22 protein-coding genes are annotated in these 17,927 nt (G+C 61.2%); 10 read left to right on the top strand and 12 right to left on the bottom strand.

Going from position 1 to position 17,927, the window contains the following annotated elements; translation table 11 throughout:
* Nucleotides 1–14 precede the first annotated feature (14 nt).
* Complete coding sequence (locus tag BT199_RS17970) at nucleotides 15–899, bottom strand: LysR family transcriptional regulator (protein WP_014719618.1); 885 nt, start codon at nucleotides 897–899, stop codon at nucleotides 15–17.
* A gap of 80 nt (nucleotides 900–979) precedes the next feature.
* Between BT199_RS17970 and BT199_RS17965 the strand changes: the two genes are divergently transcribed.
* Together BT199_RS17965 and BT199_RS17960 are read left to right on the top strand one after the other, a co-directional pair.
* Nucleotides 980–1,687 (top strand): CTP synthase C-terminal region-related (seleno)protein, encoded by a 708-nt coding sequence (locus tag BT199_RS17965; protein WP_014719619.1) that lies wholly within the window; start codon nucleotides 980–982, stop codon nucleotides 1,685–1,687.
* On the top strand, nucleotides 1,684–2,004 hold the full coding sequence (locus tag BT199_RS17960; protein WP_019819298.1) for an antibiotic biosynthesis monooxygenase family protein: 321 nt from the start codon (nucleotides 1,684–1,686) through the stop codon (nucleotides 2,002–2,004). Before BT199_RS17965 ends, BT199_RS17960 begins: the two co-directional genes overlap by 4 nt.
* Nucleotides 2,005–2,134: 130 nt before the next feature.
* Here the strand turns inward: BT199_RS17960 and BT199_RS17955 are convergent, their stop codons facing one another.
* Nucleotides 2,135–2,458 carry a DUF2025 family protein gene (locus BT199_RS17955; RefSeq protein WP_014719621.1) on the bottom strand — a complete coding sequence of 108 codons (324 nt, stop codon included), beginning with the start codon at nucleotides 2,456–2,458 and terminating at the stop codon, nucleotides 2,135–2,137.
* Nucleotides 2,459–2,690: 232 nt separating this feature from the next.
* Here BT199_RS17955 and BT199_RS17950 point away from each other — a divergent pair, with 232 nt between their 5' ends.
* From BT199_RS17950 to BT199_RS17940, 3 genes are all read left to right on the top strand, one after another.
* Complete coding sequence (locus tag BT199_RS17950) at nucleotides 2,691–3,818, top strand: glycerophosphodiester phosphodiesterase (RefSeq protein ID WP_014719622.1); 1,128 nt, start codon at nucleotides 2,691–2,693, stop codon at nucleotides 3,816–3,818.
* Nucleotides 3,819–3,912: 94 nt separating this feature from the next.
* Nucleotides 3,913–4,218: a PepSY domain-containing protein gene (locus BT199_RS17945; RefSeq protein WP_014719623.1), complete on the top strand. Its 306-nt coding sequence runs from the start codon at nucleotides 3,913–3,915 to the stop codon at nucleotides 4,216–4,218.
* Nucleotides 4,219–4,363: 145 nt separating this feature from the next.
* Entirely contained in the window at nucleotides 4,364–5,383 is a 1,020-nt protein-coding gene (locus BT199_RS17940) for a transporter (protein ID WP_014719624.1), read from the top strand.
* Nucleotides 5,384–5,675: 292 nt separating this feature from the next.
* Here the strand turns inward: BT199_RS17940 and BT199_RS17935 are convergent, their stop codons facing one another.
* From BT199_RS17935 to BT199_RS17925, 3 genes are read right to left on the bottom strand one after another with little or no spacing between them, the layout of a single operon-like run.
* Nucleotides 5,676–6,650, bottom strand: a complete 975-nt coding sequence (locus BT199_RS17935; protein ID WP_072435199.1) for a 5-oxoprolinase subunit C family protein — start codon at nucleotides 6,648–6,650, stop codon at nucleotides 5,676–5,678.
* Nucleotides 6,647–7,525, bottom strand: coding sequence for a 5-oxoprolinase subunit B family protein (locus tag BT199_RS17930; RefSeq protein ID WP_072435198.1), 879 nt, complete (start codon nucleotides 7,523–7,525; stop codon nucleotides 6,647–6,649). The genes BT199_RS17935 and BT199_RS17930 overlap by 4 nt, the downstream gene beginning before the upstream one ends.
* Before the next feature lie 56 nt (nucleotides 7,526–7,581).
* Nucleotides 7,582–8,340 carry a 5-oxoprolinase subunit PxpA gene (locus BT199_RS17925; RefSeq protein ID WP_072435197.1) on the bottom strand — a complete coding sequence of 253 codons (759 nt, stop codon included), beginning with the start codon at nucleotides 8,338–8,340 and terminating at the stop codon, nucleotides 7,582–7,584.
* Nucleotides 8,341–8,589: 249 nt separating this feature from the next.
* Between BT199_RS17925 and BT199_RS17920 the strand changes: the two genes are divergently transcribed.
* A complete protein-coding gene (locus BT199_RS17920) occupies nucleotides 8,590–9,507 on the top strand; it encodes a LysR family transcriptional regulator (protein WP_014719628.1) in 918 nt (305 codons plus the stop codon).
* On the opposite strand, the gene BT199_RS17915 is transcribed toward BT199_RS17920, so the two are convergent.
* Nucleotides 9,504–10,400, bottom strand: a complete 897-nt coding sequence (locus BT199_RS17915; RefSeq protein ID WP_020303117.1) for a LysR family transcriptional regulator — start codon at nucleotides 10,398–10,400, stop codon at nucleotides 9,504–9,506. The two genes, BT199_RS17920 and BT199_RS17915, sit on opposite strands and share 4 nt — an antisense overlap.
* 106 nt (nucleotides 10,401–10,506) lie before the next feature.
* On the opposite strand from BT199_RS17915, the gene BT199_RS17910 reads away from it, so the two are divergent.
* Nucleotides 10,507–11,265 (top strand): SDR family NAD(P)-dependent oxidoreductase, encoded by a 759-nt coding sequence (locus BT199_RS17910; RefSeq protein ID WP_072435196.1) that lies wholly within the window; start codon nucleotides 10,507–10,509, stop codon nucleotides 11,263–11,265.
* 11 nt (nucleotides 11,266–11,276) lie between these two features.
* Here BT199_RS17910 and BT199_RS17905 read toward each other — a convergent pair whose 3' ends face one another.
* The gene (locus tag BT199_RS17905; protein ID WP_014719631.1) at nucleotides 11,277–11,714 is read right to left on the bottom strand and encodes a multidrug/biocide efflux PACE transporter; all 438 of its coding nucleotides are present in this window, start codon (nucleotides 11,712–11,714) and stop codon (nucleotides 11,277–11,279) included.
* Between the two features lie 88 nt (nucleotides 11,715–11,802).
* Here BT199_RS17905 and BT199_RS17900 point away from each other — a divergent pair, with 88 nt between their 5' ends.
* Nucleotides 11,803–12,657: a LysR family transcriptional regulator gene (locus BT199_RS17900; protein ID WP_072435195.1), complete on the top strand. Its 855-nt coding sequence runs from the start codon at nucleotides 11,803–11,805 to the stop codon at nucleotides 12,655–12,657.
* A 109-nt stretch (nucleotides 12,658–12,766) separates the two neighbouring features.
* On the opposite strand, the gene BT199_RS17895 is transcribed toward BT199_RS17900, so the two are convergent.
* Genes BT199_RS17895 through BT199_RS17880 form a run of 4 tightly spaced genes read right to left on the bottom strand, consistent with a single transcriptional unit; the run spans nucleotide 12,767 to nucleotide 15,292 of the window.
* Nucleotides 12,767–13,978, bottom strand: a complete 1,212-nt coding sequence (locus tag BT199_RS17895) for an RNA polymerase sigma factor (RefSeq protein WP_072435194.1) — start codon at nucleotides 13,976–13,978, stop codon at nucleotides 12,767–12,769.
* The gene (locus BT199_RS17890; protein WP_072435193.1) at nucleotides 13,975–14,451 is read right to left on the bottom strand and encodes an SRPBCC family protein; all 477 of its coding nucleotides are present in this window, start codon (nucleotides 14,449–14,451) and stop codon (nucleotides 13,975–13,977) included. The genes BT199_RS17895 and BT199_RS17890 overlap by 4 nt, the downstream gene beginning before the upstream one ends.
* Nucleotides 14,452–14,476: 25 nt before the next feature.
* Nucleotides 14,477–14,830 (bottom strand): YciI family protein, encoded by a 354-nt coding sequence (locus tag BT199_RS17885; protein ID WP_072435192.1) that lies wholly within the window; start codon nucleotides 14,828–14,830, stop codon nucleotides 14,477–14,479.
* A gap of 42 nt (nucleotides 14,831–14,872) precedes the next feature.
* Nucleotides 14,873–15,292, bottom strand: a complete 420-nt coding sequence (locus BT199_RS17880) for a YybH family protein (RefSeq protein WP_072435191.1) — start codon at nucleotides 15,290–15,292, stop codon at nucleotides 14,873–14,875.
* A gap of 145 nt (nucleotides 15,293–15,437) precedes the next feature.
* Here BT199_RS17880 and BT199_RS17875 point away from each other — a divergent pair, with 145 nt between their 5' ends.
* Entirely contained in the window at nucleotides 15,438–15,929 is a 492-nt protein-coding gene (locus tag BT199_RS17875; protein ID WP_014719637.1) for a GNAT family N-acetyltransferase, read from the top strand.
* Between the two features lie 66 nt (nucleotides 15,930–15,995).
* Here BT199_RS17875 and BT199_RS17870 read toward each other — a convergent pair whose 3' ends face one another.
* Complete coding sequence (locus BT199_RS17870) at nucleotides 15,996–16,478, bottom strand: GyrI-like domain-containing protein (protein ID WP_014719638.1); 483 nt, start codon at nucleotides 16,476–16,478, stop codon at nucleotides 15,996–15,998.
* A gap of 195 nt (nucleotides 16,479–16,673) precedes the next feature.
* Between BT199_RS17870 and alaC the strand changes: the two genes are divergently transcribed.
* Nucleotides 16,674–17,885: an alanine transaminase gene (alaC, locus tag BT199_RS17865; protein ID WP_032895593.1), complete on the top strand. Its 1,212-nt coding sequence runs from the start codon at nucleotides 16,674–16,676 to the stop codon at nucleotides 17,883–17,885.
* Nucleotides 17,886–17,927 lie beyond the last annotated feature (42 nt).

Genomic DNA, 17,927 nt, shown 5'->3' with positions numbered 1-17,927 from the left:
TGGCTGTCTGAGGGTTAACTTCGCAGCCAGCGCACATGCCGCCCCAACTCATCAAACAGCGTCACCACCGAGCGCAACGCCCGACAATCAGGCCGCGTCAACAACCACAACGCCGTATCGTGCCCTGCCAGCGCAGGGCCCAGCGGTTGCACGCCATTCCCGACTAGAAAATCCGGCAGCGCCGCTACGCCCAACCCTGCGCGCACTAATTCGGCCACCGACTGCATGCTGTTGCACCGATAACGGAGACGCACGCCCGGCAAATACTCACGGCGCCAGGCGACGGTGGGGTGATCGGGTAAAAAATCGTCCGGCGCGATCCAGGCCAGATCGGCCCACTCATGGTCTGGGTGCAGGCGCGCATAGTCGGCACTGGCACACACCTGATACGCCACCGCCCCCAGGCAACGTCCGACAAGATGCTCCGGCGGCGCCGTGGTCAGGCGCAGGGCGATATCCGCATCGCGGCGGCTGAGGTTGGCGAAGTCATTGGAGGTGCTCAGTTCCAGGGTCAACGCCGGGTAGGCCGGCATGAACTGCGCGAGGGCCGGCAACAGCAAGCCTTGCAACACTGAGTCGGTGCAGGTCAGGCGCACGGTGCCGCTGATCACTTCACCGCCCTGTTCCACGCCAATACGCGCCGCCTCCAGCGCCTGCTCGGCACGCTCGGCCTGTTGGGCCAGGTTGCTCGCCAGGCTGGTGGGCAAATAACCGGCACGGCTTTTTTCAAACAGGGTTTGGCCCAGCGCCGCCTCCAGCCGCCGCACCGCACGGAACACCGTGGATACATCGACCCGCAGCAGCGCCGCCGCCCGCGCCAGGGTACCGCCGCGCACCAGGGCCAGGACCAATGACAGGTCGGCGTAGTCGATTTGATAGTGCGTAGCTGCATTGAACATATGGGCAAACGCCAATATTGATTGCGTGAACGCCAATCTATAGTGGGTATCAACCCACCACAAGCCATGGGACGTACACGATGCCAACCCCCGCGCTGCACCTTGCCCTGATCGGTGACTACAACCCTGATGTGACCGCCCACCAAGCCATTCCCATGGCCCTGCAACAGGCCGCCGACGCTCTGGGCCTGAGCGTCCACGTGCAATGGCTGGCCACCGACACCCTTACCTCCACTTCTGCCCTGAGCGACTTCGACGGCTTCTGGTGCGTGCCCGGCAGCCCCTATCGCGACGTCGACGGCGCCCTGCGCGCGATACGTTTTGCCCGCGAACAAGGTCGCCCTTTCCTCGGTACCTGCGGCGGTTTTCAACATGCCGTGCTGGAATATGCCCGCCATGTGCTCGGCTGGGCCGATGCCCAGCACGGCGAATTAATGCCCGATGCTGAGCGCGCTGTCATCACGCCGCTGGACTGCTCCCTGGTGGAAGTGAACGACACCGTGCGCCTGGCCGCGTACACGCGCATTGCCCAGGCCTACGGCAGCCTGGACATCCACGAGGGTTACCGTTGCCGCTACGGCATCAACCCCACCTTTGCCGACGCCCTGCTGGACGCCAACCTGATTCCCACCGGCCACGATTCGGCGGGCGATCTGCGCGCGGTGGAACTGCTCGACCACCCGTTCTTCGTCGCCACCCTGTTCCAGCCCGAACGCGCCGCACTCAAGGGCATCACGCCACCGCTGGTGATTGCGCTGCTCAAGGCCTGCCAGGAGGTATCGGCATGATTGCCAAAACACCCGCCCCACCTTATTACGCGGTAATTTTCAGCTCGCTGCGCACCGACGCCGACCGGGGTTATGGCGAGGCCGCCACGCGCATGCTGGAACTGGCCAGGCAACAACCGGGGTTTCTTGGGGTGGAATCGGCGCGGGAGGATGGGCTGGGGATCACCGTGTCCTACTGGGCCAGCGAGGCGGCGATCCTGGCCTGGAAACAACAGGCTGAGCATCGGCAGGTGCGCGAGCAAGGGCGGGCCACTTGGTATGCGGCGTTTCACACGCGGGTGTGCAAGGTAGAGCGGGCCTACACCTTCTCCACTTGAATCACCGAACCCGGTGGGAGCTGGCTTGCCTGCGATGCAGACACCTCGGTGATGCAGTGAAACCGCAGTGAGACTATCGCAGGCAAGCCAGCTCCCACATTTGCTCGTCATCGTTAGCAATCGCGGACGCTCAGCTCACCAAACTACGCAACGCGCTGATCTGCGGGATCTCTACCCGGCGCATATACACACGCAGCGGCTCGGTGATGTTGATGCGCTCGTCGATATTCTGGTCGAGCAACAACTGCAGGCGCGCTCGGCACAGGGTCATGGTGTGGTCGGCGGCCGGCAGCCAGACGAACTCGGCCGTGGGGATGATGCCGTCATCGGCCACGTCCATGCCGAATGAGTCTTCGCTGAATCGTACGATGTACTGGCCGGTCTTGCGGTTGAGGCCGACAAAACCCTGGAGTTGGTCGGCGGCCTGGCAGATAAGCTCGGAAGTGATGCGCATGGTAAACCTCACTGAAAAGTCCCACAGGGACTGGAAAGATGGTTTACACGCGTGGCAGAAAATACCGCCCTCTGGCGGGGCAGCTACCCGTAAGAATACTGCAACACCCTGCAAAAAAGTCGACAAAATTGGCCGGTGCGCACGTTAATGTCGGTTTGGTGATAGCGCCGTTCGCAATCAATTGTTAAAAAGGACACCTTCTCAAAGTTACCTCCACGAAAGGACTTCGCATATGCCTGTCACGTTTTCCAAAAGCGCCTTGCTGCTGGCGTTGATGCTCGGCCTTGGCCAGGCACAGGCTGCCGAGCCGGTCAGCCCGGCCGAATTGGCGACAAACGAAGGCATTCCCTACCCTGCCGTGATCGCTCACCGTGGTGCTTCCTACGATGCGCCTGAATCCACCGCCGCTGCCTACAAGGTTGCACGCGACCTGGGCGCCGACTACCTGGAACTGGACCTGCAACGTAGCAAGGACGGCGTGCTGTTCGCCCTGCACGACAACAACCTGCAGCGCACCACCGACGTCGCCACCAAGTTTCCCGAGCGCAAAGACGCACCCGCCAACGAGTTCACTTGGAAAGAGCTGCAAACCCTCGACGCCGGCAGCTGGTTCAACGCCGCCTACCCGGACCGCGCGCGCCCTGGTTTCGTTGGCCTGAAAATCCTGAGCCTGGACGACATCATCAAGATCGCCGAAGGCAACCCCTCGCACAAACCCGGCCTGTACATCGAGACCAAGGAGCCCAAGCAGTTCCCCGGTATCGAAGCCGACCTGAAAAACAAGCTGCTCGACAAAGGCTGGCTGAGCTCCGCCGGCTCCAAACTGGGCAAGAGCAATACCGGTGTCGGCCAAGGCAAGGGCCGCGTGGTGCTGCAAACCTTCGAAACCGCCAGCCTCAAAGAGCTGCAGAAGGAAATGCCCAACACTCCGAAAATCCTGCTGTTGTGGGTGGGTGAAGGCAGCATCGAGCCCAAATCCAAAGTGACCTTCGCCGAGTCTGGCGAATCCACCAAGGCCGCCTACTACGCCAAGCAAGAGCCTAAAGACGCTGCCGAATTCGAAAAATGGGTTGATGAAGCCAAAAGCCTCGGCGCCATCGGCACCGGCCCGTCGGCCGAGCTGACCGACCACGGCGACCAGAGCTACACCGACCTGGTGAAGCCTGAAATGAACAAGCTGACCCACGACAAGGGCCTGCTGGTGCATGTGTATACGGTGGATGAGCCGGTGGACTTCGAGAAAGTGATGAAGGCCGGCGTCGATGGCATTTTCACCAACCGCGCCGCCGAGCTGTTGAAGTTCTACAAGCGCTGGCCGTCGTCCAGCGTGCAAGACCTGCTCAACGACCATAAGTACTAAAAGCGTTAGTGTCAGTGAGCCATTAAGGATGAGTTAAGTTGCGCCGGTTAATCTGGCGCCACTTAAACAGCTCAACCTAAGAAGGACACACACCATGAAAACCTTGACTGCCCTGTTCGCTGCTACTGCCCTGACCTTGACTGCCGGCCTGGCCCAGGCTGATGTCCGTCCGGACCAGATTCCTAGCCTGCTCAAGTCCGGTGAAGTGATGGCGTTCGAAAAGCTTAACGCCGCCGCCGTCGCCCAACATGCCGGCGCGACCATCAACGATACCGAGTTGGATCACGAAGCTGGCAAGCTGGTCTACGAAGTGGACCTGACCGACACCACCGGCAAGAAATGGGATGTGAAGCTCGACGCCAAGACCGGTGCCGTGCTGGAAAACAAGCAAGACACCTGAGTTGAACCTTGAAAAAACGCGCCACCTTCGGGTGGCGCGTTTTTTTATGCGCGCCTCAAACGGTCACATAACCGTCATACCGCCTTGCAATGATTCGCTCAGGAACCTGTGAAACGTCCTACAGGCCCTTTCTCTGCGAGTCGCCATGAACCACAGCATCGACCACGGCCATCAAGATTCCGATCTGTTTGGCCTGCTTTACGGTTTTCGTTTTCGCCCCGGCGAGAAAGGCCAACAAATTGATTCCGCCACCGCCCTCGCCGCCTTACAGCACCCGCCAGACCCGGACGAATTCCTGTGGCTGCACCTGAACCTGGCGCACGCCGCCTGCGAGCGCTGGATGCAGGCGCATTTGTCGCTGCCGGAAGAGTTTTTTGAAGCCTTGCATGAGGGCTCACGCTCCACGCGCATCGAGCATGTGGACTCGGCCTTGTTGGCAGTGGTCAACGATGTGGTGTTCAACTTCAGCAGCATGGTGTCGTCGGATATTTCCACGCTATGGGTGTGCGCTCGCAGCCGCTTGCTGGTGAGCGCGCGCCTGCAGCCTTTGCACTCGGTGGATAAATTGCGCTCGTCGGTGAAGGCCGGCGAACACTTTCGCTCCCCCTTGGAGCTGTTGGTGCACCTGCTGCGCGACCAGGGCGAAGTGCTGACGCAGATCGTGCGCAAGACCAGTATCAGCGTCGACCATATCGAAGATCAGCTGTTGTCTTCGCGCCTGTCCACCAACCGCGCCGAACTGGGTGCCGCCCGCCGCGTGCTGGTGCGCCTGCAACGCCTGCTGGCGCTGGAACCGGGCTCGCTGCTGCGCCTGCTCAATCGCCCGCCGCAATGGCTGCAAAAGGAAGACGTGAAGGAGTTACGCAAATCCACCGAGGAGTTTGCGCTGATCATCAACGACCTGACCGCCTTGGGCGAACGCATCAAGCTGTTGCAGGAAGAGATCGCCGCCAACCTCAATGAACAGAGCAACCGCACGCTGTTTACCCTCACGGTGGTGACGGTGCTGGCGCTGCCGATCAATATCATTGCCGGCTTTTTTGGCATGAATGTGGGTGGGGTGCCGCTTTCCCAGGATCCGGAAGGCTTCTGGATACTGGTGGCCTTGGTCGCAACCTTCACCCTGATCGCTGGACGGTGGGCATTCCGCAAATTCTCAAATTGAAATAAGCCCCAACTGTGGGAGCTGGCTTGCCTGCGATTGCGGTGTATCAGCCAAGACAATGCAAGCTGACCCACCGCTATCGCAGGCAAGCCAGCTCCCACAGGGTTTTGCGTTTATTCAGTGTTTGAAGCGTCCAGCCACTGATCGCCGGGCATTGCGCAAATTCTCAAATTGAAATAAGCCCCAATTGTGGGAGCTGGCTTGCCTGCGATTGCGGTGTATCAGCCAACACAATGCAAGCTGGCCCACCGCTATCGCAGGCAAGCCAGCTCCCACAGCAGTTTGCGTTTATTCAGTGATTGAAGAGTCCCGACATCGCTTTGAGCCGCTTCTTGTACACCCGCCGCGCCTCCAAAGCCTCCTCGAGGCTCACCGCCACAAACCCCGCTCGCTGGTTGGGCTGCATCTGCCCGATCAAGTCCAGGTCGGCGCTGATCACCGTGCCAATCATCGCGTAGCCACCGCCCGACACCGCATCGCGGTGCAACACAATCGGCTCCAGCCCCGCCGGTACTTGAATCGAGCCAATCGGGTAGCAACTGTCCACGATGTTGGAAGGATCGGAGCCCGCGCCAAACGGCTGTTCCCGTGGCTGGAAGCTCAACGCGCTGCCGCCCTTGAAGCGGTAGCCGATGCGATCGGCCTCGGAGCCCACCGTCCACGGCTCGGCAAAAAAGCTGCTTTTGGCCTCGTCAGTCAAGCGCTCGTAATACAGCCCCGGCACTACCCGCAACGTCACATCGCCGCCGACCGAACGCCGCAACGCCATCGGCAAGCTGTTGCCCGCACGCCCCATACCGCTGGCGGTACCGATCGGCAATTGATCGCCCTCCTGCAAGCGTCGGCCGTTAAACCCGCCGAGGGCGCCGAGTGTGTAGGTGGAGCGGCTGCCGAGCACCAACGGCACGTCGATACCGCCGGCGACGGCGAGGTAGGTGCGTGCGCCGGCCTTGGGAAACTCGAACCGCAGCACCTGCCCGGCGCGCACGGCAAAGGCGGTGTCCTGGTGCACCACTTCACCGTCCAGGCGCGGCGACATCAAGGCGCCGCTCAAGGCCACCAGCGCGTCCTGCTGGAACTCCAGCTCCGGCCCGATCAGCGTGCATTCCAGGCCCGCCGCGCCCACAGGATTGCCCACCAAGTGGTTGGCCGCACTCAACGCGTATTGGTCCAGCGCCCCCGACGGCGGGATGCCCAAGTGGTAATAACCTTCGCGGCCCAGGTCCTGCACGGAGGTGGCGAGGCCAGGTTTGAGGACCTTGATCATGCCAGCGCCTCCTGCAGGGTTTTCGGGTAGCCGATGGGGTCAGCAAGAAAGGCATCCAGGGAAAACTCCACCGGGCGGATGCGCAAGTCGAAACGACCGGCGTCCACCTCGGCGACCGCCAGGTCATAAGCCTCGCGGTCCATCGGCTTGAACTGCACGATATCGCCAGGGCGGAAGAACACCATGTGCTCCTTGAGGTACGCCAACTGCTGCGCCGGGTCGTAGATCGGTGCCGGGGTAACGCCGAACATCTGGTAACCGCCCGCGCCACGCACCGAGTAGATACACCCAAAGCAGCCGCCATGGCCCAGGGTCAGTTTCGGCGTGTCGGTGCGTGGGCGCAGGTATTTGGGCACCTGCAATTGCCGCTCGCGTTCGACCATCTGGAACATGAACGGCAAGCCCGCGACAAAGCCGACCATCGACACAAACCACGGCGCGCCACTGTGGGCGGCGATGAACGCGTCCACGTCGGCCAGGCCATTGATGCGTGCCGCGTATTCCAGGTCTGTGCCGCTGGGGTCTTGGTGGCGGTCACGAAAACGCATCAGGGTTTCGCGGGTCCAGGGGTCGTTATAGAGCACCGGGATTTCGATGATGCGCGTGCGCAAGGTGCGTTCGGCCACGGCCTGGGCTTCGGCGCTTTGCACGGCGTCGAGCAGCGCCTGAGGGGCGATGCGGTCAGGGTCGAAGCGAATCTGGAACGATGCGTTGGCCAGGCAGACATCCAATACGCCTTCCAGTGCCAGGCGCTCCACGGCGCGGGTCACCGCCATGCCCTTGAAAAAAGCCTCCAGGGACATGCTGTTGCTGACCTCGGCAAACAGGTGTTCATCACCGCCGAAGCTGTAGCGGATGGGGGACGTTTCAGCCATGTCTGTTCCTCTTGGAATCATTGTAGAAAGGCAGGCAAAAAAGTAAGGGGGGGATCTTATCGGGGTGTTCTGACGTCGATACCCGCCTGGTCCAGGGCTTCACGGGTGGCCCCCACCAGCTCCAGGGCGCCAGGGGTGTCGCTGTGCAGGCAGATGGAATCGAATTCGATCGCCAGGTCTTCGCCTTCGACGGTACGTACCAGGCCGGTCTGACACGCACGCAAGACGCGCGCGGCCACTGTGGCGGGGTCCAGCGCCCGCACATTGCGGGTAAACACGATGGAACCGCTGAGGTCGTATTCACGGTCGGCATAAAACTCGCGCACCACCGGCTGCCCCAGTTCCTTGGCAATGCGCCAGATCACCGAGTTGGGCATGCAGTACAGCATCAGCGTGGGCTCGATGATTTGCAGGTTTTGCACCAACAGCCGGGCGGCCTCTTCATCGCGGGCCAGGTGCATGTAGAGCGCGCCGTGAGGCTTGATATGTTGCAAGGTCACGCCTTGGGCGCGGGCCATTTCACGCAAGGCACCGAGCTGGTAGAGCATGTCGTCCACCAGTTCCTGGGCCGGTGCGTTGATATGCCGACGACCGAAACCCACCAGGTCACGAAAGCCTGGGTGTGCGCCGATGGCCACACCCAGTTGCTTGGCGCGCTCGACGGTGCGGCGCATGGTGCCGGGGTCGCCTGCGTGAAAGCCGGTGGCGATATTGGCCGAACTGATATAGGCCATCAGCTCTGCGTCGACGCCGTCGCCGATGGTCCAGGGGCCAAAGCCTTCGCCCATGTCTGAATTGAAATCCACTGCCTGCATCAAGGTCGCTCCGCCAAAGGTGATGCCCGCAAAGTAGGCCGTGGCTTGACCCCTTGGGAAGATCTATTATCAGATGGCCCATCTTCTGAAAATCAGATAGCTTTTTATCCTCGACCCCCGATCGTTCCCACGCTCTGCGTGGGAATGCAGCCATGGACGCTCTGCGTCCGCACTTGAGACCGTGACGCCGAGCGTCACAAGAGGCATTCCCACGCAGAGCGTGGGAACGATCAATAAGCAGAGTGCGATATGTCTTTAACCTTGCGCCAGGTTCGCTATTTCGTCGCCACTGCGGAAATCGGCCAGATTTCCCAGGCAGCAATTCACCTGAATATTTCCCAATCGGCGGTGACCACAGCGATCAAGGAGCTGGAAGCCATGCTCGGCGTGCAGTTGTTCGTGCGCTCGGCCCAAGGCATGAACCTCACCGACGCGGGGCGGCATTTTCTCAACCGTGCCTATGTGATTGTGCGCAGCGTGGAGGATGCCCTCAACAGCCCGTTGCCGGACTACCGCGCCAGCGGCGTGCTGCGGGTGGCGGCCAGCTACACCGTGCTGGGTTATTTCCTGCCGCACCATTTACAGCGCATGGAGCATTGGCATCCGGACGTGACCATCGAGGTGTTCGAACAGGAGCGCCAGGCCATCGAACAGGGCCTGCTCGACGGCCAGTTCGACATGGCTGTGGTGCTCACTGCCAACCTCACCCACGCGGATATCGTCTCGGAAATTCTATTCAACTCCGAACGCCGCCTGTGGCTGCCCAGCCATCACCCATTGTGCGAACGCGGTGCCGTGAGCCTGGCCGACGTGGCCCAAGAACCCTACATCTTGCTCACCGTCGATGAAGCCGAACACAGCGCCATGCGCTACTGGGAACAGGCCGGGCAAACGCCCAAGGTGCGGCTGCGCACCAGCTCGGTGGAGGCGGTGCGCAGCATGGTTGCCAATGGCAGCGGCGTGGCGATCCTGTCAGACCTGGTGCACCGGCCCTGGTCCTTGGAAGGCAAACGCATCGAAACCCTGACCGTGACCGACCCGGTCACCCCCATGAGCGTCGGCCTGGCCTGGCACCGCGAGCGCGCGTTTACCCCCGCGATGCAAGCGTTCCGGGATTACTTCCACGACGCGTTCCTGGCGCCCCAGCAGTTGTCGGCACGCCGTTAAAGATGAGCTTGCAGGGTGGCGGTCAACCAGTCCATGAACACCCGCACCCGCAACGGCAGATGCCGCTGGCCGGCGTACAGCAACGACACATCCAAGGGCGGCGCCTGGTAGTCGGGCAGCACCGCCACCAACTCGCCGCTGGCCAACAAGTCGTGTATCCCGAGTTGCGGCACCTGGGTAATGCCAAACCCGCCCAGGCACGCCGATTGATAGGCGTCGGTGCTGTTGACCGTCACCCGGCCTGCCATCGGCAGCCGCTGCACCTTGTTGCCCACCAGGTATTCGAACCCGGCCGAGCGTGCGCCCAGCGGCCGCACGTAATGCACCAACTGATGATGCGCCAGGTCTGCCAGGGTGTCGGGCACGCCATACCGTTGCAGGTACGCCGCGCTCGCGCAGTTGACCATCGGCATGCTGCACACCCGCCGCGCTACCACAGTTTGATCGGGCTGGGCGCCGACGCGCACCACGCAATCAAAACCTTCGGCGATCAGGTCCACCTGGCGGTCCGAACAGCTGATTTCCATGTCGATCAGCGGATGGCGCGCCATGAACGTGGGCAAGTTCGGCAAGATCACGCCCCGCGCCATGACATTGGGCATGTCCACCCGTATGCGTCCGGCCAATTGGGTTTCGTCCTGACGGAACAAACCTTCCAACTCTTCCATGTGCGCCAGCAGATCCTTGCTGCGCTCATACAACACACGACCATCCTGGGTCGCCTGCACCTTGCGCGTGGTGCGTTGCAACAGCCGAGCGCCGAGCAACTCCTCCAACGCCTGCACATGCTCGGAGACCGTAGAGCGCGGCAAGCCCAGGCTTTGGCCGGCCTGGGTAAAGCTCGACAACTCAGTAACGCGTACGAAGGTGCGCAGCAGCTCAAGCTTGTTCATTAGATTGTTCGCCTTATCCGGCCAGTGATTTCGATATCAGCCTGTTTATCACTTTATGGCCGGACAAATACACTCAGTCCCACTCACCCCATTCGAGGACTGCACCATGACCCGTAAAATCGCACTCATCACCGGCGCCAGCCGTGGCCTGGGCAAAAGCGCCGCCCTACACCTGGCTGCGCAAGGCATCGACATCATCGGCACTTACCACAGCGCAGCGGCCGAAGCCCAAGCCGTGGTTGCCCAGGTAGAGGCCTTGGGCGGTCGCGCCGCCATGCTGCAACTGGACGTCAGCCAGAGCGCAACCTTCGATGCATTCGTTGGCCAGATCGGCGCACTGCTCAAGGATGTGTTCGCCCAGGAGCATTTCAACTTCCTGATCAACAACGCCGGGGTTGGCACCTACGCAAGCTTTGCCGAAACCACCGAAGCCCAGTTCGACCAGTTGGTGGCGATCCATGTGAAGGCACCGTTTTTCCTCACGCAGAAACTGCTGCCGCTGATCAGCAATGGCGGGCGCATCATCAATATCTCCAGCGGCCTGGCGCGCTTCAGCCTGCCGGGGTATGCCGCCTACGCATCTATGAAAGGCGCGGTGGAAGTCTTGTCGCGCTACCAGGCTAAAGAACTGGGCCCACGGGGTATTACCGTGAACACCCTGGCACCGGGCGCGATTGCCACCGACTTCGGCGGCGGCGCGGTGCGCGATAACACCGATGTGAATGCGATGGTTGCCAATAACACCGCCCTGGGCCGCGTAGGCTTGCCGGACGACATTGGCGGGGCGATTTCGACCTTGCTGGCCGATGGCAGTCATTGGATCACCGGCCAGCGGATCGAGGCGTCGGGCGGGATGTTCCTATAAGCGACGCACGCCTACGGGGTAACTGGGGTTTTACCGGCGAATTTCTCGCGCAGCACGTCATAACCCCAGTGGTACACGTAGGTGTACGGCAGGAAGAACAACAACACGCCAATGTCGAGGATGAAGGCTTCCAACAGGCTGATCTTCATCAAGGCGGCAATCAACGGCACTGCCAAGAGGATCAGGCCGCCTTCAAACAGCAGCGCATGCAGCACACGGGTCCAACCACCGTTGGCCAGTTGCAGGCGATTTTTAAGGCGGTCGAACAGGCTGTTGAACACCACGTTCCAGCTCAGTGCCAACAGGCTGATGCCCAGGGTCACTGCGCCCATCTCCAGCGCTGGCCGGCCGGTGATCCACACCAACAGCGGCGTGCAAATCAATAAGGCCAACCCCTCGAAACCAAGGGCTTGAAAAACGCGTTCAGTAAGGGATTTGGTAGGGGTCATGGCCCGGCTCCGTGAGTGACGATGGTTGCCATGATCAGGCTTTGTCTCGATACTTCATAACCAATAACCATCGATCAAGGCGATAGTCATGGCCTCCCATGAAGTGCTTCAGGCGTTTGTCCAGGCTGCCACCCAAGGCTCGTTTTCCGCGGCGGCGCGCAAGCTGGGCAAAAGCCAGTCCACCGTGAGCGCGGCAGTGGCCAGCCTTGAGATTGACCTGAACGTGGTGCTGTTTGACCGCAGCAGCCGCAAGCCGACCCTCACACCGGCGGGGCAAGTGTTGCTGCAACGGGCTGAGCAAGTGCTGGAAGCCAGTAGCCGCCTGGAGCTGGCGGCCAGTCAGTTATCGCAAGGCCTGGAGCCGAAGTTGAGTCTCGCCATGTCCGATACTTATCAGTCTGATCGATTCGAGGTCGCTCTCAGCGCCTTCGAACAACGCTACCCAGACCTTGAGCTGGAATGCCTGATCGCGGAATGCGAAGACTTGATCGCACTGGTGCAAAGTGGCCGGGCGCAGATCGCGTTTATCGAGAAACAAGAAGCCTACCCGCCGGACCTGACGTTCTCCCCCGTGGAAGAGCGCACGGAGATCGCGCTGTTCGTCTCGCCCAGACACCCATTGGCAACCCTGGACAAGGTTCACTCGCACACCTTGCAACAACACCGGGAGTTGCGCTTGGCGAGCATCATCAGCCCCAATGAAAACCGCGGCACGCAGCGAGTATGGTCGGCGCCGAGTTACCTGATGCTGATGGAAATGGCACAGCTGGGGTTTGGCTGGGCACCGATTCCACGCTGGCTGGTGGAGCGCTTTGGCGGCAACCAGTTGGTTGAACTCAAGGTGCGCAGTTGGCCGCGTTCGGTGGCGGTGGATGCGCTGTGGTCCCGGCACCAGCCGCCGGGGCCTGCGGGGAGCTGGTTGCTGAGCAAGATGCTGGAATGAACGAAGTGCGATGTAGAGGGGGCCGTTAGGGAGACGTTGGCTGTCAGGCCGTTATCGCAGGCAAGCCAGCTCCCACATTGGATCGCAGGGCGTCATAACATGGTTTTGGCTATTTGAGTTCGGCGAGGCGTCGCGTGATGAAGCGTTTTTCTGGCGCCTGTTGCGTCAGCGACAGCGCTTTTTCGTACGCGCTGCGAGCTTCGTCAAACCGCCCCAACTGCCGGCAAAACTCCCCACGCGCCGAATGCGCCAAGTGGTAGTCCTGCAACTCACCGCGCTGCAAAAGGTTGTCTACCAGCACCAACCCCGCCAACGGCCCCTGCTCCATCGCCACCGCTACCGCACGGTTCAACTCGATCACCGGCGACGGCACAGACCTGAGCAATACATCATAGAGCCCGACAATCTGCCGCCAATCGGTTTCCCCTGCGCTGGGCGCCTCGGCGTGCACGGCGGCAATCGCAGCCTGCAAGCAATACGGCCCGAAGCGTGGAGTCATCAGCGCCTGCTCCACCAATGCGCAGCCTTCAGCGATCAAGGCCCTGTCCCAAAGCGTACGATCCTGAGCGTCCAACAGCACCAGTTCGCCGCTGGCAGAAGTGCGGGCAGGCCGACGCGACTCGTGCAGCAACATTAACGCCAGCAAGCCCATGACTTCCGGCTCGGGCAGCAACTCCAGCAGCAAACGCCCCAGGCGAATGGCCTCCAAGGTCAGGTCCTCGCGGGTGAGGTCGGCACCCGCTGAGGCCGAATAGCCCTCGTTGAACACCAGGTAAATCACCCGCAGCACACTGTCCAATCGTTCGGGCAATTCGGCGCGGGACGGCACTTGATAGGGAATTCTCGCCTCACGGATCTTGCCCTTGGCGCGCACGATGCGTTGGGCAATGGTGGTGGGCGTGGCTAGAAAAGCGTGAGCGATGGCCTCGGTGCTCAGGTCGCAGATCTCGCGCAAGGTCAGCGCAACCTGGGCATCGGCTGCCAACGCTGGGTGGCAGCAAGTGAACATCAGGCGCAGGCGGTCGTCTTCCACGTCTTCATCACTCCAAGGCGCGGCCTCCAACGCCTCGGCCTGCTCTTCCAATAACGGGGTAAAACGCGACTGCCGACGCAGGCGGTCGATGGCTTTGAAGCGACCGGTGGACACCAGCCACGCCCGTGGATTATCCGGCACGCCATCCTCGGGCCAGCGCTGCAGGGCGACGAAAAATGCTTCGTACAGCGCCTCCTCGGCCAAGTCGAAATCCCCCAGCACACGAATCAACGTCGCGAGCACGCGGCGTGATTCGCGGCGGTAAATAGCGTCGATCTGCTGGGTCAATCGACCATGTCCTCGGTCACCAACTTCACCAGGCGGTCCAGGCTCTGGCCCCAGCCGTCATGAAAGCCCATGGCTTCGTGGGCCTGCTTGTCCTCGGCACTCCAGTGCATGGCGCGGGCGGTATAGAGGGTCTTTTCGCCGACCTCCTCAAAGGTGACTTCGGCGCTCATGAACGGCTTGCCCGAAGGCACCCAACCCGGCATGAACGCGTCGGTAAACACCAGGCGGTTGGGCGCGTCGATCTCCAGGAACACGCCTTGGGTCGGGTACTCGCTGCCATCCGGGGCGCGCATCAAGGTGCGGAACAAGCCGCCGACCCACAGGTTCATCTCGCATTCAGGGGTGGTCATGCCGTGGGGGCCCCACCATTGTTGCAGCAGGGTTGGCTCGGTCCAGGCGCGAAACACCCGGCGGCGCGGCGCATCGATCAAGCGGCTGACGGACAGTTCAAATTCGGCGGGTTGAATGTTCACGGGGCAACCTCCTCAAGTCTTTTGATTATTGTGTTGAGAGATTCAATTGGCGCACGGGGCGCACTTCCACACTGCCGACCCGGGCTGCCGGAATGCCGCCAGCCACCTGGAGCGCTTCATTGAGGTCCTTGGCGTCGATCAGGTAGAACCCGGCGAGCTGCTCCTTGGTTTCGGCAAAAGGCCCGTCGGTGATCGACAGCTTGCCGTTGCGCATGCGCACGGTGGTGGCGGTGGTCACTGACTCCAGCGGCTCGGCGGCCAGCATGCGCCCGCTGGCCTGGACGGCCTCGGCGTAGGCCAGACATTCCGAGTCGTGGGGGCTGTCGGGCGAGGTGTGCAACGCCTGTTCATCGCTGTAGATCAGGCACAGGTATTTCATGGCGTTCTCCGTTTTCGGACTACTGACTATAGTTCGCGGTGCTCAAGGTTTCAGGTCGAACAACGCCGTGCCGCTTTGCATATCAAACGGCGCCGACCAGTGCTCGTGCACCACCTTCCATTGGCCATCGATGCGCTGGTAGCCGGCGGTGACACGCATCCAGCAAGCCTTCACCTCACCGTCCGGCCCGGCACCGCCGCAGTGGGCCAGCCAGTGGGCGAATGCGCTGTCTGGCGCTTCGACGACATGCAATTCATGAAACTCGAAGATGCCGGGGCCGGGGCAGTGCTCCATGCACGCCTCCCAATGCGCGCGGTAGGCCGCCTTGCCCTTGAATTGCAGAGCGGTTACGGCGTCGAACGAGACGATATCGTCGGCGTAAAAGCTGACAATCTGGTCGATATCACGACTGACGACGGCGTCTTTCCATTGCTCGATCAGGCTCTTGATTGCAGTGCTCATGGCGATGACTCCTTGGGGTGGAAAATCACGGAAGACACCCTTAGTCGAATGGCCCCGAGGGAAATCGACATCCCCCTGAAAAATAATTTCCCGTGGCTCAAACCCGATAAACTGCCACTTCTCTTGCAGCCGTTCGGACAGCCCCATGCCAACCCGCCTCGTTGCTTACGAGGCGCTGAACGCTGTGCAACAACAGCAAGTCGGCGCCATCGAAGTTCACCCTGAACAACTGCCGTTTTGCGGCGATATGTATTGCGCCCTCAATACCCTGCTCGCCAACCCGAGCCCTGGGGTCAAGGGCTTTGCGCTGTTGGTCGACGACCTTCCTGTGGCGTTCTTGCTGCTCAAGCGACCACCGTGCCTGCCTCATTGGGCCGATGAACACAGCGCCACACTCCACGCGCTACAGGTAGACCGGCATCAACAGGGGCGTGGATACGGCAAGATGTGTTTGCAGGCGTTGCCCGCCGTGGCGCGCGAGGCCTGGCCGCAGATCAAGGGGTTGGAGTTGTCGGTGGATGCCCACAACCTGGCGGCAATGGGGTTGTATCTGGGGGCAGGATGGGTGGATCGCGGTGAGGCGTACAAGGGTCGCGTAGGGTATGAGCGCCGGTTGAGCTTCAGGTTTAATCCATAGCGGCAATGTCACGTAAACATGACTTTTAAGCGTGCATGTCGTGTTTACGTGACATCGGGTGCAGTGTCAGCCCCGCTCCCCGATCGGCAGCCAGATTTCCACCGTCCCCGTGCCCTTCCTGGCATCGAAGTCCGCGCTATAGCGCTCGAAATCCGCGCCCATGACTTTGTAGCCCGAGTGCGGCAGCCATTCGAACATGATGCGCTCGTAGGTTTGCTCAAGCGCCTGCACCGGCCCGTAGTGGGGGAACACGGCATAGTTGAGTGGCGGAATTTCGATCACCTCGAAATTGCTTGGCACGTCTTTCCTGGCCGGGACTTCAACACCTGCCAGGTAATCGAATTCGCCGTGATGCGGGTTATGGCACACCCCGTAGGTCACACCGCCGACGCGCTTCTTGATGTCCTTGATACAGGTATCGAACAACTCCCACAGCCGTGGGATATCGCCCACGGTGGCCTTCGAATATCGCCCTTGCACCCCGGCGATCACCAGGGCCTTACCGGCTTCCAGGCGTGGCTCCAACGGTTGTTTTGTCTGCTGATCCATACGAACAGTCTCCTTCTTATGAGGGAACAAACCCGCATCGAGTATAGGGGCATACCCGCGCCGTACTCCATGTAGAAATTTTTCCTACACATCTGGACAACTTGCCATCATCGCTCGTATTGTCTGCCTCGCAGGCCACCGCAGTGGCCGACGTCGCTCGGACGGTTCCGGGCGCTTACGTACCTCGAGGCAACAATGGCAGACCAAGGTTCGCCGCGCCGCTTTGCGCGCATAGATCGACTCCCCCCTTACGTTTTCAATATCACTGCCGAGCTGAAGATGGCTGCGCGTCGGCGCGGCGAAGACATCATCGACTTGAGCATGGGTAACCCTGACGGCGCCACGCCTCCTCACATCGTGGAGAAAATGGTCACCGTCGCCCAGCGTGAAGACACCCACGGCTACTCCACCTCCAAAGGCATTCCGCGCCTGCGCCGGGCGATTTCGCGCTGGTACAAGGACCGTTACGCGGTGGATATCGACCCTGAGTCCGAAGCCATCGTGACCATCGGTTCCAAGGAAGGCCTGGCGCACTTGATGCTGGCCACCCTGGACCAGGGCGATACCGTGCTGGTGCCCAACCCCAGCTACCCGATTCATATCTACGGCGCAGTGATTGCAGGTGCCCAGGTACGTTCGGTGCCGCTGATACCGGGCGTGGATTTCTTCGCTGAGCTGGAGCGCGCGATTCGCGGCTCGATCCCCAAGCCGAAGATGATGATCCTCGGCTTCCCGTCCAACCCCACCGCGCAGTGTGTGGAACTGGACTTCTTCGAACGGGTGATCGCCCTGGCCAAGCAGTACGACGTGCTGGTGGTGCACGACCTGGCCTACGCCGACATCGTCTACGACGGCTGGAAAGCCCCCTCGATCATGCAAGTGCCCGGCGCCAAGGACATTGCGGTGGAGTTTTTCACCCTGTCCAAGAGCTACAACATGGCCGGCTGGCGCATCGGCTTCATGGTAGGCAACCCGGAACTGGTCAACGCCCTGGCACGCATCAAGAGCTACCACGACTACGGCACCTTCACCCCGCTGCAAGTGGCGGCGATTGCAGCGCTGGAAGGCGACCAACAGTGCGTGAAGGACATCGCTGAACAGTACCGCCAGCGTCGCAATGTGCTGGTCAAAGGCCTGCATGAGCTGGGCTGGATGGTGGAGAACCCGAAGGCGTCGATGTACGTCTGGGCCAAGATTCCCGAGCAGTATGCCGCCATGGGCTCGCTGGAGTTTGCCAAGAAACTGTTATTGGAAGCGAAGGTGTGTGTGTCGCCGGGGATCGGTTTTGGTGAGTATGGCGATGATCATGTGCGCTTTGCGCTGATCGAAAACCAGGACCGGATTCGCCAGGCGGTGCGAGGCATTCGGGGGATGTTCAGGGCGGATGGGTTGGTCAGCAAAGCCTGACCTGATTTACCTGAAGAAACCCAATTAATGTGGGAGCTGGCT

It is taken from the genome of Pseudomonas sp. NFR02, from assembly GCF_900119375.1.
GTDB classification, from domain to species: domain Bacteria; phylum Pseudomonadota; class Gammaproteobacteria; order Pseudomonadales; family Pseudomonadaceae; genus Aquipseudomonas; species Aquipseudomonas paracarnis.
Note: the sequence above shows the minus strand (reverse complement) of the source record. Positions and strands in the feature narration are given on the sequence as shown.

What these genes read in the sequence shown, in the direction of transcription:
- BT199_RS17970 (WP_014719618.1), bottom strand. Translation starts at nt 899, where the DNA reads ATGTTCAATGCAGCTACGCACTATCAAATCGACTACGCCGACCTGTCA.
- BT199_RS17965 (WP_014719619.1), top strand. Translation starts at nt 980, where the DNA reads ATGCCAACCCCCGCGCTGCACCTTGCCCTGATCGGTGACTACAACCCT.
- BT199_RS17960 (WP_019819298.1), top strand. Translation starts at nt 1,684, where the DNA reads ATGATTGCCAAAACACCCGCCCCACCTTATTACGCGGTAATTTTCAGC.
- BT199_RS17955 (WP_014719621.1), bottom strand. Translation starts at nt 2,458, where the DNA reads ATGCGCATCACTTCCGAGCTTATCTGCCAGGCCGCCGACCAACTCCAG.
- BT199_RS17950 (WP_014719622.1), top strand. Translation starts at nt 2,691, where the DNA reads ATGCCTGTCACGTTTTCCAAAAGCGCCTTGCTGCTGGCGTTGATGCTC.
- BT199_RS17945 (WP_014719623.1), top strand. Translation starts at nt 3,913, where the DNA reads ATGAAAACCTTGACTGCCCTGTTCGCTGCTACTGCCCTGACCTTGACT.
- BT199_RS17940 (WP_014719624.1), top strand. Translation starts at nt 4,364, where the DNA reads ATGAACCACAGCATCGACCACGGCCATCAAGATTCCGATCTGTTTGGC.
- BT199_RS17935 (WP_072435199.1), bottom strand. Translation starts at nt 6,650, where the DNA reads ATGATCAAGGTCCTCAAACCTGGCCTCGCCACCTCCGTGCAGGACCTG.
- BT199_RS17930 (WP_072435198.1), bottom strand. Translation starts at nt 7,525, where the DNA reads ATGGCTGAAACGTCCCCCATCCGCTACAGCTTCGGCGGTGATGAACAC.
- BT199_RS17925 (WP_072435197.1), bottom strand. Translation starts at nt 8,340, where the DNA reads ATGCAGGCAGTGGATTTCAATTCAGACATGGGCGAAGGCTTTGGCCCC.
- BT199_RS17920 (WP_014719628.1), top strand. Translation starts at nt 8,590, where the DNA reads ATGTCTTTAACCTTGCGCCAGGTTCGCTATTTCGTCGCCACTGCGGAA.
- BT199_RS17915 (WP_020303117.1), bottom strand. Translation starts at nt 10,400, where the DNA reads ATGAACAAGCTTGAGCTGCTGCGCACCTTCGTACGCGTTACTGAGTTG.
- BT199_RS17910 (WP_072435196.1), top strand. Translation starts at nt 10,507, where the DNA reads ATGACCCGTAAAATCGCACTCATCACCGGCGCCAGCCGTGGCCTGGGC.
- BT199_RS17905 (WP_014719631.1), bottom strand. Translation starts at nt 11,714, where the DNA reads ATGACCCCTACCAAATCCCTTACTGAACGCGTTTTTCAAGCCCTTGGT.
- BT199_RS17900 (WP_072435195.1), top strand. Translation starts at nt 11,803, where the DNA reads ATGGCCTCCCATGAAGTGCTTCAGGCGTTTGTCCAGGCTGCCACCCAA.
- BT199_RS17885 (WP_072435192.1), bottom strand. Translation starts at nt 14,830, where the DNA reads ATGAAATACCTGTGCCTGATCTACAGCGATGAACAGGCGTTGCACACC.
- BT199_RS17880 (WP_072435191.1), bottom strand. Translation starts at nt 15,292, where the DNA reads ATGAGCACTGCAATCAAGAGCCTGATCGAGCAATGGAAAGACGCCGTC.
- BT199_RS17875 (WP_014719637.1), top strand. Translation starts at nt 15,438, where the DNA reads ATGCCAACCCGCCTCGTTGCTTACGAGGCGCTGAACGCTGTGCAACAA.
- BT199_RS17870 (WP_014719638.1), bottom strand. Translation starts at nt 16,478, where the DNA reads ATGGATCAGCAGACAAAACAACCGTTGGAGCCACGCCTGGAAGCCGGT.
- alaC (WP_032895593.1), top strand. Translation starts at nt 16,674, where the DNA reads ATGGCAGACCAAGGTTCGCCGCGCCGCTTTGCGCGCATAGATCGACTC.